The organism is Paenibacillus stellifer (assembly GCF_000758685.1).
GTDB lineage: Bacteria > Bacillota > Bacilli > Paenibacillales > Paenibacillaceae > Paenibacillus_AQ > Paenibacillus_AQ stellifer.
In genome coordinates this window covers 1426306-1440349 of record NZ_CP009286.1, presented here as the reverse complement: position 1 = coordinate 1440349, position 14044 = coordinate 1426306, and the positions used below count along the sequence as shown (strand labels likewise).

16 protein-coding genes and 5 tRNA genes are annotated in these 14044 nt (G+C 52.1%); 4 read left to right on the top strand and 17 right to left on the bottom strand.

Annotated elements, in window-relative coordinates; all coding sequences use genetic code 11:
* Positions 1 to 30: 30 nt before the first annotated feature.
* The 3 genes from cysK to PSTEL_RS06530 form a co-directional block, all read right to left on the bottom strand.
* Positions 31 to 963: a cysteine synthase A gene (cysK, locus tag PSTEL_RS06540; protein ID WP_038694328.1), complete on the bottom strand. Its 933-nt coding sequence runs from the start codon at positions 961 to 963 to the stop codon at positions 31 to 33.
* A 180-nt stretch (positions 964 to 1143) separates the two neighbouring features.
* Positions 1144 to 1226: transfer RNA gene (locus PSTEL_RS06535), tRNA-Leu, on the bottom strand.
* Positions 1227 to 1299: 73 nt separating this feature from the next.
* Entirely contained in the window at positions 1300 to 1674 is a 375-nt protein-coding gene (locus PSTEL_RS06530; RefSeq protein ID WP_038694326.1) for a helix-turn-helix domain-containing protein, read from the bottom strand.
* Positions 1675 to 1830: 156 nt separating this feature from the next.
* Here PSTEL_RS06530 and PSTEL_RS06525 point away from each other — a divergent pair, with 156 nt between their 5' ends.
* Both PSTEL_RS06525 and PSTEL_RS26065 read left to right on the top strand, forming a co-directional pair.
* Positions 1831 to 2040 (top strand): Rha family transcriptional regulator, encoded by a 210-nt coding sequence (locus tag PSTEL_RS06525; RefSeq protein WP_038694324.1) that lies wholly within the window; start codon positions 1831 to 1833, stop codon positions 2038 to 2040.
* Positions 2041 to 2170: 130 nt separating this feature from the next.
* A complete protein-coding gene (locus PSTEL_RS26065; RefSeq protein WP_052098236.1) occupies positions 2171 to 2713 on the top strand; it encodes a hypothetical protein in 543 nt (180 codons plus the stop codon).
* Positions 2714 to 2790: 77 nt separating this feature from the next.
* Here the strand turns inward: PSTEL_RS26065 and PSTEL_RS06515 are convergent, their stop codons facing one another.
* The 13 genes from PSTEL_RS06515 to PSTEL_RS06455 form a co-directional block, all read right to left on the bottom strand.
* Positions 2791 to 3801: a hypothetical protein gene (locus PSTEL_RS06515; RefSeq protein WP_038694323.1), complete on the bottom strand. Its 1011-nt coding sequence runs from the start codon at positions 3799 to 3801 to the stop codon at positions 2791 to 2793.
* Positions 3780 to 4304, bottom strand: a complete 525-nt coding sequence (locus tag PSTEL_RS06510) for a sigma-70 family RNA polymerase sigma factor (protein ID WP_052098235.1) — start codon at positions 4302 to 4304, stop codon at positions 3780 to 3782. Before PSTEL_RS06510 ends, PSTEL_RS06515 begins: the two co-directional genes overlap by 22 nt.
* A 234-nt stretch (positions 4305 to 4538) precedes the next feature.
* Positions 4539 to 4621 (bottom strand) — tRNA-Leu (locus PSTEL_RS06505).
* Between the two features lie 117 nt (positions 4622 to 4738).
* Positions 4739 to 4810 (bottom strand) — tRNA-Glu (locus PSTEL_RS06500).
* 166 nt (positions 4811 to 4976) lie between these two features.
* Positions 4977 to 6098 (bottom strand): alanine dehydrogenase, encoded by a 1122-nt coding sequence (gene ald / locus PSTEL_RS06495; protein ID WP_038694321.1) that lies wholly within the window; start codon positions 6096 to 6098, stop codon positions 4977 to 4979.
* A gap of 112 nt (positions 6099 to 6210) precedes the next feature.
* Positions 6211 to 7413 carry an ABC transporter substrate-binding protein gene (locus PSTEL_RS06490; protein WP_038694319.1) on the bottom strand — a complete coding sequence of 401 codons (1203 nt, stop codon included), beginning with the start codon at positions 7411 to 7413 and terminating at the stop codon, positions 6211 to 6213.
* Positions 7414 to 7488: 75 nt separating this feature from the next.
* The gene (locus PSTEL_RS06485) at positions 7489 to 8190 is read right to left on the bottom strand and encodes an ABC transporter ATP-binding protein (RefSeq protein ID WP_038694317.1); all 702 of its coding nucleotides are present in this window, start codon (positions 8188 to 8190) and stop codon (positions 7489 to 7491) included.
* Positions 8191 to 8194: 4 nt separating this feature from the next.
* Entirely contained in the window at positions 8195 to 8974 is a 780-nt protein-coding gene (locus PSTEL_RS06480; protein WP_038694316.1) for an ABC transporter ATP-binding protein, read from the bottom strand.
* Complete coding sequence (locus PSTEL_RS06475; protein ID WP_052098234.1) at positions 8946 to 9911, bottom strand: branched-chain amino acid ABC transporter permease; 966 nt, start codon at positions 9909 to 9911, stop codon at positions 8946 to 8948. Before PSTEL_RS06475 ends, PSTEL_RS06480 begins: the two co-directional genes overlap by 29 nt.
* Positions 9912 to 9923: 12 nt before the next feature.
* Complete coding sequence (locus tag PSTEL_RS06470) at positions 9924 to 10829, bottom strand: branched-chain amino acid ABC transporter permease (RefSeq protein WP_038694314.1); 906 nt, start codon at positions 10827 to 10829, stop codon at positions 9924 to 9926.
* Positions 10830 to 11457: 628 nt separating this feature from the next.
* Positions 11458 to 11549: transfer RNA gene (locus PSTEL_RS06465), tRNA-Ser, on the bottom strand.
* A 7-nt stretch (positions 11550 to 11556) separates the two neighbouring features.
* Positions 11557 to 11632 (bottom strand) — tRNA-Asn (locus PSTEL_RS06460).
* A gap of 57 nt (positions 11633 to 11689) precedes the next feature.
* Positions 11690 to 12448, bottom strand: coding sequence for an MBL fold metallo-hydrolase (locus tag PSTEL_RS06455; RefSeq protein ID WP_038694312.1), 759 nt, complete (start codon positions 12446 to 12448; stop codon positions 11690 to 11692).
* A 127-nt stretch (positions 12449 to 12575) separates the two neighbouring features.
* On the opposite strand from PSTEL_RS06455, the gene PSTEL_RS06450 reads away from it, so the two are divergent.
* Entirely contained in the window at positions 12576 to 13004 is a 429-nt protein-coding gene (locus tag PSTEL_RS06450; protein WP_038694310.1) for an Lrp/AsnC family transcriptional regulator, read from the top strand.
* A 31-nt stretch (positions 13005 to 13035) separates the two neighbouring features.
* Here the strand turns inward: PSTEL_RS06450 and PSTEL_RS06445 are convergent, their stop codons facing one another.
* Entirely contained in the window at positions 13036 to 13506 is a 471-nt protein-coding gene (locus PSTEL_RS06445) for a SprT family protein (RefSeq protein ID WP_052099165.1), read from the bottom strand.
* 153 nt (positions 13507 to 13659) lie between these two features.
* Here PSTEL_RS06445 and PSTEL_RS06440 point away from each other — a divergent pair, with 153 nt between their 5' ends.
* Entirely contained in the window at positions 13660 to 14019 is a 360-nt protein-coding gene (locus tag PSTEL_RS06440) for a hypothetical protein (RefSeq protein WP_038694306.1), read from the top strand.
* Positions 14020 to 14044: the final 25 nt, after the last annotated feature.

Below are 14044 nucleotides of genomic sequence, written 5' to 3'. Positions count from 1 at the left end.
CTCGCTATGAATAATGTGCTCCAAATAATTTTATTCCTCGGGGAACAAATCGGTGGACAAATACCGCTCGCCGGTATCCGGAAGAAGAGTGACAATCGTCTTCCCTGCGTATTCTTCCCGCTTGGCAAGCTGAAGCGCTGCGAACGCTGCCGCCCCTGACGATATTCCGACCAGAAGTCCCTCTGTTTTGGCCAGTGTCTGAGCTGTACGGATCGCATCTTCATTGCCGACTGTGACGATTTCATCGACTACGCTGCGGTTGAAGTTCCCCGGGACGAACCCGGCCCCGATTCCCTGAATAGCATGTGGTCCCCGCTGTCCGCCGGACAGCACGGGCGAACCCGACGGTTCCACCGCCACGATGCGAACGTTCGGATTATGCTGCTTCAGCCCTTCCCCCACTCCGGAAACCGTACCTCCAGTACCGACACCGGCTACAAATACGTCTACCGTACCATCGGCATCGTTCCAGATTTCCTCGGCGGTTGTCCGGCGGTGAACATCGGGATTCGCCGGATTCTCGAATTGCTGGGGAATGAAGGAATTCGGTATTTCGGCAGACAGCTCCTGGGCCTTGCGGATCGCACCCGACATGCCTTCGGAGGCCTGGGTCAGCACCAGCTCCGCTCCGAGCTGCTTCAGCAGCTTCCGGCGCTCTAAACTGAAGGATTCCGGCAAAATAATAATGAGGCGGTATCCAAGCGCCGCCGCCGCGAAAGCCAGCCCGATCCCGGTATTGCCGCTGGTAGGCTCGATGATCACCGTATCTTTGTTAATGATTCCTTTGTCCTCGGCATCCTTCAGCATGGCATAGCCGATGCGGTCCTTCACGCTTCCGGCCGGATTGAAATATTCCAGCTTGGCGAGGACCCTGGCCTTTGCTCCTTCCTTCTCAAAGCTCGTCAGTTCCAGCAGCGGCGTATTGCCAATCAGGTCCGTCAGATTTTTCGCGATTCTTCCCATTTGTCGCGCCTCCTAATTTTACAAATCAAAAATCAATCCAATATGTAGTCTATTCCCATGAAACAACTCAGTATTAATAGCATAACGCTTTGCAGACCCCAATACAAGTTTCCAGCATGAGACGGGGGATATCACAAAAAAACAGCCCCGCTGTCATCCAGCGAAGCTGTTTCTTATATATGCGGTAGAGAGGACTCGAACCTCCACGGGCGTACGCCCACTACCCCCTCAAGATAGCGTGTCTGCCATTCCACCACTACCGCGCGGTGAAAGTCTTTTTTGAAGACCAACACAAATGATTATACTCTTATGTAAAACAAAAGTAAAGCAGAAATATCAAGATTGTTCTTTGCCCTTATTCCGTTTGCTTCTGCGGTACTCGGCGAAGGCGATATATTCCTCGATAAAGGTCTTCTCTTCCGGCAAAAGCTCGTCTAACCGGCAATCGAATTGCCGCTTAAGCTCAAAAAAATAATCCTCCCCGCCTTCCCGGATCACCGGGTCCACAGGGGGACGCCCCAGAATGAGCCAGTCCAGGCTTACACCGAAGAAGGAGCCAATCTCTATCAATTTATGGGTTCCCGGCGTCGACTTGCCCCTTTTCCAGTCTCCCAGATTACCCGTGCTGATGCCGAGCTGCTCACAGAATGCTTTTTTGGTCATGCCTTTCTGATCAATCAAGTATTCAATCCGTTCATAAATCGACTGCATGCACAAACCGCCTTCCCCACAAATAAGGAAAAAATTACGTAATTAAGGTATTTTTATATTGGAAAATGACGTAAAAACGTGTATAATAGACAAATCGAGAGTCTTTCCCCATTATATCACAGGGTTGACGGTATCATAAGAGCCGAGGTGAGCGAAATGTCCAGAAGACGTCCCATTACCCCTTTTGGATGGGCTATTAAGCAGAGGCTGGCGGAGAAGAAGCTGACCCAGCAGGAATTTTGCGAGTTGCACGACATTCCGCCCTACCGCCTGTCCAATATGATTCACGGTACGCGTCTGACGCGGCGGTATCGCATCCAGGTTGAAAGACTGCTGGAGCTTCCTCCGGACAACCATCGCCCATGAGCTGCCGTACATACCGTTCACCGATCATAAGGATTATCTGTTGTTAGGAGCGATCCCGTTGTCTACATCAAGCCTTCCCCCAATTCCCAGCCCGCCAGGTTACGCAGCACTGATTCTTAATCGAAATGGAGTGATATCGGCAGTTAACGCCAAATGGAGAGCCTATGGCATCCTGTCCGGCCTGTCCAAGAGCTTCAACTGGCAGGGCGTCGATTATTTCGATTTGATGCAGGAACTGGTGCTGCCCCCCGCCCAGCTATCGATGCTTCAATCCGGTCTGAACTCAATATTTAACGGTGCGAGACTAACCTATAGTTCCCGATTCACGAAACCGCCCTCCTTAAAGGGCTCCAAGACATTCCTGATCGAAGCGGTCCCCCAATTTACCGACAGCCGCCATGAGATCTCCAGTCTTCTGCTGTTTCATCGTTACATGCCTTCGGCTCGTCTTCGTCCCGGCGTTCTGCCTAGCCAACGCCCGTTTGGCTATCCCGCACGCTATTTGCCGATATGCGCTTCCTGCAAGTCTATTCGGGTGGGCCAGACCTGGGTCCCTGTCGAACAATACCTTCAAGCGCAGCTGCACACCGAACTGACGCATGATATATGCCCGGACTGCATCCATACGCTGTATCCGCAGTATGCCGGGGCGCTGAGAGTATGCGCGGAATAATCTTTGGGAGGCTGATGTCATCAGCGTTCCGGCAGATACTACGTTAGGTTACTGCTAATATTAAAAGCGATGTCACGTTACTTCAATCCTTTGGCAACCTGGAGAAGCTCCTCTTTTCCCACCTTGGGAGAGGTAGTGCTTACTGAATAGAAGATGCTCATCTCTCCCTCGCTCCGTTTCTCTATCCATTGCAAGGAAGCGTGATACCGGTCCGGACTTGTTATATCCTTATCCTGAACTTGAACGTATGCGGCAATAACTCCACGTACCTGGCATTGCTCAACAGTTGCCGTATCCGGAACGTTCCAGGTTAGAACCGACTTCCCACCCAAAGCGGTCTGTGGCAGTGGCGAATAGGAAATTCCAATTTTTTCCCCGGACGAACCTTCATAAACCACTGTCGGACTAATCGTCTTACTCGCTTCGTTCTGTTCCTCATCGCTTTTGATCCAGGCGTAACGTTGTTCCTGATTCACTCTTGTTTGAAGTAAAGAGCGAAATCTGGCCTCTGATGCGGTATCCAGAATTCCAAGCAAACTATCCGATGTTCCACTTACAAAATGAAATCCTGCCGGCATCTCGCCCGGAACGGCGATGTCTCCAATGATTTTTGTTGTGACAAACTCCCAGCTCCTATAATTACGATAAGAAATGACCTTGTTCACCTTAAACACCCGATCGCCGTCCACAGTTCCGGGCACATAGACATAAGCCGACTCCCCAAGATTCAATTGATCCTGTACATGTTGAAAAATATCATTTAATTCCGCCGATCCGATAGTTCCTGCATTGTCAGAACCTGCGCTCACCTTGGCGACATTCAGCTGCCCGGTCGAATAGGTGAGCGACCACAGACGCTGCGCACCATATACCGTACCGCCAAGCAGCAAGAGACCAAACAGCATGACAGCGGCAAAACGGCCCGCCCGGAAAGAGACATGATGATGGGTAGAATTTGCAGCTTTCTCCGAATTCCGGTGATAGAAACTGTTAAAGCTTTGCTCCAGCCTTTGTTCCAAGCTGTCTGGCATAACAACATTTCCAGTATATTTTTTAAACCCCACACTCAATTCATCTTCGATACCCATTGCCATTCCTCCTTCATGGTTGAGAACCCATCCGCATCCGCCAGCTTTCTCAGCTTACCCAGCGCCTTGAAATGCCTGGATTTCGCCGTGCCGACCGGAATATCCAAGGCTGCGCCGATCTCCTCAAACGAACACTCCTGAAAGTATCGCAGCACAATAACGCTCCGGAATTTATAGGGAAGCTGCGTAATCAAATGAAGCAGCTCTTCCCGTCGCTCCCGGCTTACTGCCAACTGGTCTGCGCCCGGTGATACCGTCCCTTCGGTATAATCCCTTACTCGGCTCTCCACCCGGCTCTTTCTCCACTGCTTGCGGTTATAGCTGCTGCACTGTCTGACAATAATCCCGTTTAGCCAGGCCTTGAACGGCTTGCTCTCGTCATACTTGGGCAGTGAGCGAAACAGTTCCAGATAGATCTCATTCGTCACATCAGCTGCATCGTTTCGCGTTTTGACCAGCAGACAGACCGTACCGTATACCGGCCTTTTGATGTATTCATGCATGAACTTGAATAAAAGCTTGGCTATCCCCTTCTCTCAGCTTGCGGAGCCATCCGGACAATTCCTCCTCATTCATAGAGCTTATCCCTCCTTTCAATCTGTACGTTATTGGTCCGGAGTTCGTTAAAAGTTCCCTTTGAGCTCTTTTTCACTTACAAATTCAAGATACACAGAAAAAAGCCCTTGACCGGAATCAAGGACTTTTCTCTATTGTTGCTATAATGCGTGTTGCTAGAATGCGGTAGAGAGGACTCGAACCTCCACGAGCGTACGCCCACTACCCCCTCAAGATAGCGTGTCTGCCATTCCACCACTACCGCACAATATGACCCGTAGGGGATACGCTTCGCAAGCGAACCGACTGCGATGTATGCCTAACGATGCCGATGCTCCGACGAACCTTTAGGGGTTCTCATCCCCATTCGAAGAAGCAGATATGACCCGTAGGGGATTCGAACCCCTGTTACCTCCGTGAAAGGGAGGTGTCTTAACCCCTTGACCAACGGGCCACAACAAAAAAGAGTATATCAAATATCATTTAATCTGACAACCTATATTTTTTTCAAAACAGGTCCAGGTGCCATATGAAGCCGTCAGGCAGCAGATTCCCCCTGAGCTTCCGGCAAAAGAGGGCTACTCCAGCGGTTCGACGCTTGGCTCCGTCTATTAAGTTCCTTAACCTTTCAGCGTATCCAGTCCGTCCTTATACACGTACCCCAGGCTCTCTGCCACAGCCCGGTTCGTGACCTGTCCGGCTGCCACATTGATTCCGAGAGCAAGCGCTGCGTTCCGTGAGGCGGCCTCGGCAATGCCCAGATTCGCAATCTGCAGCGCATACGGAATCGTCACATTCGTCAGCGCCAGGGTTGAGGTACGCGCAACCGCTCCCGGCATGTTGGCCACTGCATAATGGACGACCCCATGACGGACATAAGTCGGGTTCTCATGGGTGGTGATCCGGTCAACCGTCTCGATTGAGCCTCCCTGATCAATGGCAACATCGACGATAACCGATCCTTCGGCCATTTGCTGCACCATGTATTCCTTCACAATTTTTGGCGCTCTGGCGCCTGGAATCAGTACGGCTCCGATCAGCAGATCGGCCTTGCGTACCGCCTGCTCGACATGATAAGAGTCGGACATGACGGTGATCAGCCGGCCGCTGAACATGTCGTCCAGAACCCGCAGGCGGTTCGCGTTCAAATCCAGTACGGTCACCTTCGCTCCCATTCCGATCGCCACTTTGGCCGCATTTGTACCGACGATTCCGCCGCCAATAATGACGACCTCGGCCGGGCTCACTCCCGGAACGCCTCCCATCAGGATACCCTTGCCGCCACGCGGCTTCTCCAGAAACTGCGCCCCGATCTGCACTGCCATTCGCCCCGCCACCTCACTCATTGGCGTAAGCAGCGGCAGCGAGCCATCCTCCACCTGTATCGTTTCATAACCAACCGCCACAATCCCGCTGTCCACCAGAGCCTTGGTAAGACCCGCCTCAGGAGCAAGATGCAAATACGTGAACAGGATCAGCCCATGCCTGAAATAACCGTATTCATCCGGCAAAGGCTCCTTCACCTTGATGACCATGTCTGCTTTTGACCAGACCTCAGAAGCTTCCGGGAGCAGTTCGGCTCCCTTATCCTTGTACTCGTCATCGGAAAAACCGCTGCCGGCTCCCGCCGCTCTCTCAATCAGCACAGTATGCCCCGACTTGACCAGCGCTTCCACTCCAGCAGGTGTAATTCCGACCCGATTCTCGTTGTTCTTGATTTCCTTTGGCACTCCGATAATCATCAGGCTTCTCCTCCTTAGTTGGATAATGGCAAGATAGATGGGAATAGCCGCCCCATCAATGATGGAGCGGCATCCCGGTCAGACTGATCATGCTTGGTGAAAGCGAGTTGGCTTACGGATTAACCTTAGTTTCGAACGTTTGCTTGCCGTCAACGAATTTCAGAACGACAGCTGCTTTAACCGGGTCATGCGATTCATTCAGCGTAACCTTACCGGTTGCCAGCTGCAGATCCTTGGTTGCTGCCAGGGCGTCCTTGATCTTGGCCGGATCAGCTTCGCCAGCGCGGGAAATAGCGTCAGCAACAAGCTTCAGAGCGTCATAGCCGAGAGCCGCCATACCATCCGGTACTGCGCCGCCGTTAGCTGCTTTGTAAGCATCAACGAAGTTTTTAACTTCTTCGGAAGTATCTTCAGGCGAGTAGTGGTTGGACATGTAAGTGTTGTCGAGAGCCGCTGCGCCTGCGATTTCAGCCAGCTGCGGGGAATCCCAGCCGTCGCCGCCCAGGAACGGAGCCGTAATGCCCATTTCACGAGCCTGTTTGATGATTTTGCCTACTTCTTCATAGTAACCCGGCAGATAAATAACGTCCGGATTGGATTGCTTGATACGAGTCAATACTGCTTTGAAGTCGGAGTCTTTCTGCTGGTAAGATTCTTTGCTCAGAATCTGGCCGCCGTTCTTGGTGAAGGTTTCTTCGAAGAACTGCTGCAGACCTTTGGAATAGTCACTGGATGTGTCAGTGTAGATAACAGCCGTCTTGGCTTTCAGGTTGTTGGTTGCGAAGTTCGCCATAACCTGGCCTTGGAACGGATCGATGAAAGCAGTACGGAACACCCAATCATTGGTCTTCTTGGTGCGCTCGTCAACGGTTACTTTCGGGTTGGTCGCGCCAACAGCTACCAGAGGAATCTGCTTCTCGGTTGCGACCGGAACAATACCGAGCGTATTCGTCGAAGTCGATGCGCCAATGATCGCCACAACCTTGTCATTGGAGATCAGCTTCTGGGCTGCCTGTGTAGCTTCCTCGGATTTCGAGGCGTTGTCCGCTACTACCAGCTCCAGCTTCTTGCCGTTGATACCGCCGGCATCGTTGATCTGCTGTACGGCCAGCTTAGCGCCTTTCGATGCGGAGTCGCCGAAGGAAGCTTGGCCTCCGGTGAGCTCGAGGTCGGCTCCGATTTTGATCGTGTCGCCGCTTGAGTTGCTGCTTCCACCAGAATTCCCGCTGCTCTCCGTGTTGTTGTTGCTGCCGCAGCCCGCCGCGAGTACCGCGGTCAATACGGTCGACAAAATAATGGCCCCAAATTTTTTCATTGTTCTCCAAGCCTCCCAGAATTTTTGATTTTTTATATGTTATTTCTGTGATGCCCCTAGACTTGCGGCCCCTCGTTAGTGCCCGAGGTAAGCCATCTTGATCTCTTCGGAATCCGCCAGTTCCTTGGCGTCGCCTTCCAGCACGACTCTTCCGGTCTCCAGAACATAGGCCCGGTGAGCGATTTTGAGCGCCTGGTGGGCATTCTGTTCGACCAGCAGTACGGTTGTGCCCGCCGCATTCACTTCCTGGATAATTTTAAAAATATCCTGAACCAGCAGCGGAGCAAGACCCATAGACGGTTCATCCAGCAAGAGAAGCTTCGGATGCCCCATAATGGCGCGGCCCATCGCCAGCATCTGCTGCTCGCCCCCGGAGAGCGTTCCGGCTTGCTGCTTCTTACGCTCATGAAGACGAGGAAACGTGCTGTAGACCTTCTCGAAATCCGCAGCCAGGCTGCTGGAATTCTGCAGATAGGCGCCAAGTTCAAGATTCTCCTCCACCGACATATTGGCGAATACCCGCCGCCCTTCAGGGCAATGGATCAGCCCCTGCTTGACGATCGACTGAACACTCTGGTTCGTGATGGATTTGCCCAGAAACTCGATGCTTCCTGTTTTAGGTTTAAGCAGACCGGACAGCGTCTTGAGCAGTGTCGACTTGCCTGCGCCGTTCGCTCCGATCAGCGTTACTATCTCTCCCTGGTTAACGGTAATGCTCAAATCTTTCAAGGCGTGAATGGCTCCGTAGTATACGTCGATTCCTTTAACTGTCAGCATGCCTTTACGCCTCCTGTCCCAAATACGCTTCGATAACTTTGGAATTGCTCCGGATTTCGGCAGGCGTCCCGTCGGCGATCAGCATCCCGCGGTCCAGCACGTAAATACGGTCGCACACCCCCATGACCAGCGACATATCATGCTCGATCAGCAGAATGGTCAAATCAAATTCCTTGCGAATCCAGGCGATCAGATTCATCAGATCCCGGGTCTCGTTCGGATTCATGCCTGCCGCCGGCTCGTCGAGAAGAAGGAGCTTCGGACCGGCAGCCAAGGCGCGCGCGATCTCCAGACGGCGCTGATTGCCATAGCTCATATTGCCCGCCAGTTCGTACGCATGATCGACAAGATTAAATATCTTCAGAATGTCGAGCGCCTTCTGCGTAATATCTCCCTCACCTTTGAAGTGCTTCGGAAGGCGCAGCATGGAGGTGAACATGGAATGCCTGGCATGCTGATGGAACGCGATTTTGACATTGTCCAATACCGTCATCGCCGTGAACAGGCGAATATTCTGAAACGTGCGCGCTGCCCCTTTGTGGTTGATCTTGTATGGCTTCATCCCGCCGACAGATTCGCCTGCCAGAATGATCTTGCCCGTCGAAGGCGGGTACACGCCTGTCAGAAGGTTGAACAGCGTCGTTTTGCCGGCGCCGTTCGGGCCGATCAGTCCGATCAGTTCGCCTTTATTAATATGAAGAGAAACTTCGCTGAGCGCCTTCAGACCACCGAAGGAACGGCTCGCACTCTGAACATCAAGAAGCACTGCTGTTGACGTCGCCACTTACCTTCGCCCCCTTTTTGCCGAACTTTTTGAGCGAGAATCCGGTGCTGCCCAAGAGACCGCCAGGACGGAAAATCATCATCAGAATCAGCACGATTGAATAGATAATCATGCGCCATTCAGGGAAATCGCGCAGATACGTGTACAGCAGCGTTACGAAGACCGCGCCCACGATTGCGCCGGCTGTGCTGCCGAGTCCGCCGAGAACGACCATAACGAGAATTTCAAAGGATTTAAGGAAGTTGAAGCTGCCCGGTGTAATGACATAGAACGTATGCGCGGACAGACCGCCCGCCATGCCGGCGAACAGAGCGCCGATCGTAAAGGCGATAACCTTGTAAAGTGTTGTGTTGATGCCCATTGCTTCCGCAGCGATTTCGTTCTCGCGGATAGCGATACAGGCACGGCCGTGGGTAGACCGGATAAAATTATTAATCAGAACAATCGTAATTAGAGTGAAGAAGAAGATTACGGTCCAGGTCGTCTTCGCCGGAATGCCGCTAAGGCCCGAAGCGCCGCCTACATATTCCGTATTCAGCATGATGATCCGGATAATTTCACCGAAGCCAAGCGTCGCGATCGCCAAATAGTCGCCGTTCAGACGCAGCGTCGGCATGCCGATCAACACCCCGAACACGGCCGCAAGAACCCCCCCGGCAACAATCGCCAATACAAAAGGCACATTGTAATCCAGCGTCAGAATGGCGGATGTATAGGCTCCGACCGACATAAATCCGGCATGGCCTATAGAGAATTGCCCCGTAATCCCGTTAATCAGGTTCAGAGACACGGCCAGCATGACATTGACGCCGATAAGGAGGAACATGGATCGGGTAACATCATTAAATATTCCCGTTGTTATCAGAACCTGGACGACCCCGTAAAAAATCAGCGAGACGATAACACCCAACCAGAACTTTTTGTTTATATTCTTCACGCCGCTTCCCTCCTACACTTTCTCCCGGACATTCTTGCCGAACAGCCCGGATGGTTTGAAGATAAGGATCAGGATCAGGACGGCGAACGCCACGCCATCGCGCCAGGATGAATAGCCAAGCGAGGAGATTTCGGTTTCGACCGTTCCCAATAGCAGGCCGCCTACAAGTGCGCCCGGAATGCTGCCGATGCCTCCAAGAACTGCTGCTACGAATGCTTTAAGTCCGGGCATTACGCCCATCAACGGGTCAACGGAGTTATACGTCATTCCGAAAATAACGCCGGCCGCCGCCGCCAGTGCGGAGCCAATCGCGAATGTTGCCGAGATGGTGCGGTCAACGTTAATCCCCATCAGACGGGCCGCTTCCATATCGAAGGATACCGCGCGCATCGCTTTGCCGGTCTTGGTGTAGCGCACGATGTACTGCAGAAGAATCATAAGAATAATCGTTACAAGGAGAATCATAACCTGGTTCGACTCCACCTGAATGTCAGTGCCGAACAAGTTGAACTGTTTCTTCACCAGAATATCCGGGAAGCCCTGTGCCTGTGGTCCAAGCACCAGTACGCCGGTATATTCAAGCAGGAAGGACACCCCAATAGCGGTGATCAGGGCTGCGATCCGAGTGGACTTGCGGAGAGGCTTGTAAGCGAAACGCTCAATGGTAATACCGAGGAGTGCGCTGACCGTCATCGAGAACACAAGCGATACAATCAGCACCAGCACTGGAGGAAGTCCCGCGTCGCTCAAAAAATTGGCGCTGAAGAGTCCAATAAACGAACCAACCATGAACACATCCCCATGTGCGAAGTTGATCAGCTTAATGATCCCGTATACCATGGTGTAACCCAGGGCAATCAGCGCATAAATGCTGCCGACGGAGATCCCGTTAATTAACTGCTGAATGAAGTACTCCATTGTCATCCCCTTTTCTGTTGTTCATTTTTAAAAACCCTCAGCTCTCTTTCATTCGTTTCTTTCTTTTTCTGTAATGATGTTACCTATATTAACATATGTCCTTTTTTCCGTCACTAAGATTTTGGTGGATTCCAAGAAAATTCGAAAATTGGTGTTAATTTTAATTACTCATTATGTTATTTATATGATATGTATACTGACATATATGGCGATTGGAGAAGATATAGGGAGACAGATGAAGAGAGACGGAATTTCAAATTCGGGGTAATTTCTCTTTTCTTAAATGCTAAGCTATATTTTATCGCAAATAATATAACATTTATCTCTTTAAAGCGCCGTTACAGCAAATTGACAGAGGGTCAATTTGGAAGAGGTATGATACTCGGCATGCTCCCGCACGCCTCCCTGCGTTCCTGCAAATGAAAAAAGGCCGCTCAGAACTTTTCCTTCTATATAGTATTGCATAGTATTCGGTAGTATTCGGATTCGGATAGCACTCGGGATCAAATCACATACGATCCGACTGGCGATCCGACTGGTCGTGATGATTCTCCCCTTTCTATTCTCCCCTGTCTACCAACATCAAAAAAACCGGCTGATCATCAGCCGGTCTTCAAATTCGAAATTATGGCGGAGAGAGAGGGATTCGAACCCTCGCACCGCTTACGCAGTCTAACCCCTTAGCAGAGGGTCCCCTTATAGCCACTTGGGTATCTCTCCAAGAAAATGGCTCCCCGAACAGGACTCGAACCTGTGACAACTCGATTAACAGTCGAGTGCTCTACCAACTGAGCTATCAGGGAACATTTTAATGTGAACAAAACTTAATTTATCATGATTTCAACCTGGAGTCAAGGCTGTCATTGTGATAATGAAATCGCTTCCCCATCCGCCGGAATGAGCACGCGATCGCCGAAGCCGTTCGCCTTCCTTTCCTTGTCCAGCTCTTCCCGGGTCAGCAGGCAGTGATTGATTGCTTCCATATGAACGGCTATCACCTTGGCTTCCGGGGCATGCCGGCATACTTCCGCAACATCACGCCCGGTCATGATGATCGGGTCGCCCGATACAAAACGGGCTCCGCCCGCATTGACGACTACTACCTCCGGATTGTGCTGTTCCAGCGCTTCGCGTACTTCCTCGCACCATATCGTATCGCCTGCAATATACAGCACGGGCTCGCCGGGCGCCTTCAGCACGAATCCGGATACCGGTCCCATCATGCTGCCGATCTCTCCCGTTCCATGCCGTCCTCCGGTACGGAACAGAAGCGTATGTCCGAAGTTCTCTTCCACCCCAGCCGGAATCATCTTGAGAAATCCCTGGGCCGCAATCCGCCCCTCATCCTCCGGCTGGCAAATGACCGGGATCTCCTTGTCCAAAAGCGAGACGGCTGCCTCATCCCAATGGTCGTTGTGTAGATGGGTCACGATGACGGCATCGGGCTTCAGCCACTGCCCTACTTCACCGGGCAGGCCGACGAGCGGATTTCTGAGGTCATTCTCCGTGTTGATGATCGGCGGGTAAGCCCCCTTTTCCCCCAGCATGGGATCGATCAGGAAGGATGTACCTCCGTATTCCAGCCAAAGCGCCGCGTTTCGTATCAATTGAAGCTTCATGGTTCGCACTCCTTCTTTGAGATGACATCTGGTACAATTAAGTATATTTGCCAGTCCGGCCGGGCGTACAGAAGGCGATGAAAGGAATGCGGCCCTTCTATTTTCATTAGGAAAGGAATTTAGGTAAATGGAACAAGCGGCAATCGACAACACCGATCTGCTCATTCTGCGGCAGTTGATCGGCAACTCGGCGCTAACACACAAGGAAATCGGACAGGTGGTTCACTTGACGGGGCAAGCCGTTGGCGCCCGCATTCGCAGGCTTCAGGATCTCGGCGTCATTACGGGGTATTCGGTGAATTGGGACCCCGAGAAGCTGGGTCTTCACGTTCACGCTCTGGTAACGGTGTTCCTGAATTCAAGCACTCAGCACAAGCCCTTTCTCGAATTTCTCCAGGAGGAGACGGAAATCGAGGAGGCTTACCGGGTAGGCGGCGAAGGCTGTTACTGGATGAGGGTTCGTACGGATCGTCCCGACAAGCTGAACGCATTGCTCGACCGCCTGCTGAAGTACGGGAATTATAAGATAAGCCTGTCCATTGGACGGGTAAAATAAAAAAGCGACCGCTGACAGTAACGCCATCTCATCAGGCTTCGCCGATGGGCGTCAGCTTCAGCGGACCGGTACATTTCCCGCATCGGTATCGCCGTGGATCTACCTTCCGCTTGCGCAGATACTCGGTTGCACAGCGTCTGCATACCAGCTTGTACCGGTACGGCAGCGGCTTGCGCGCCTTGGCTCCGGGAAGATGCTGGCAGAAGCGGCTTCCGCCGACCTGCTCAAGCAGCGTCTTGAAATCGGCATCCCGGTGGCGGTACCCTTTTTGAGCCAGATGAAGATGGTAGTGGCACAGCTCGTGCTTGATGATCTTCTCTGTCTCCTCATGTCCATATGCGGCCAGTTGATGGGGATTGATCTCGATGTTATGACTCTTCATAAAATATCGTCCGCCTGTAGTGGACAGCCTGCTGTTGAACGATGCTTTATGCCGAAAAGGCAAACCGAAGCTCTCCCGAGACACCCGTTCAATCCAGTGCTGAAGCTCTTCGTCCGTCATGCTCATGAGATTCTCTTCCAGTCCTTTCGGTAATCTTCTATGGATCTACTTGAATTGTAACTTGCGCATACGCTACACTTCAAGAGAAAGCGGAAGCCTGCGCCATGTTGCGGGCACGGCCGCACCCAGGAAAGCACGGAGGGGAGAATATCGATGTCAAATATGCGTTACGTCATTCTGCAGCAGCACCAGGAGCTTCAATTTGTGGAAATGCCCGAAGATTACGCCTATCAGCTCAGCGCGCTCAATCTGCGGCTTAACAAGGAAATCGACAAGTTAACCGCAGACAATGTGCCGGATCTGCCGCTGGCGGTTGCGGAGTGCGATTCGCTGGAGCTTCTCCGCGAAGGATACTCCCTCGAATCCGGACTGGATTACATCAACCGTCTGGAGAAGGCTTTTGCCTCGATTGACGAACAGAACTACCCGCTAATCTCACTGCTGACCGAGATTCGCGCCCTCCAGGCTCAGCTGGAGCAGTGGTACGAAGAGGAAGCGGAGCGGGCACAGTAAACTACCGGTATTCAAGCCCCTATAG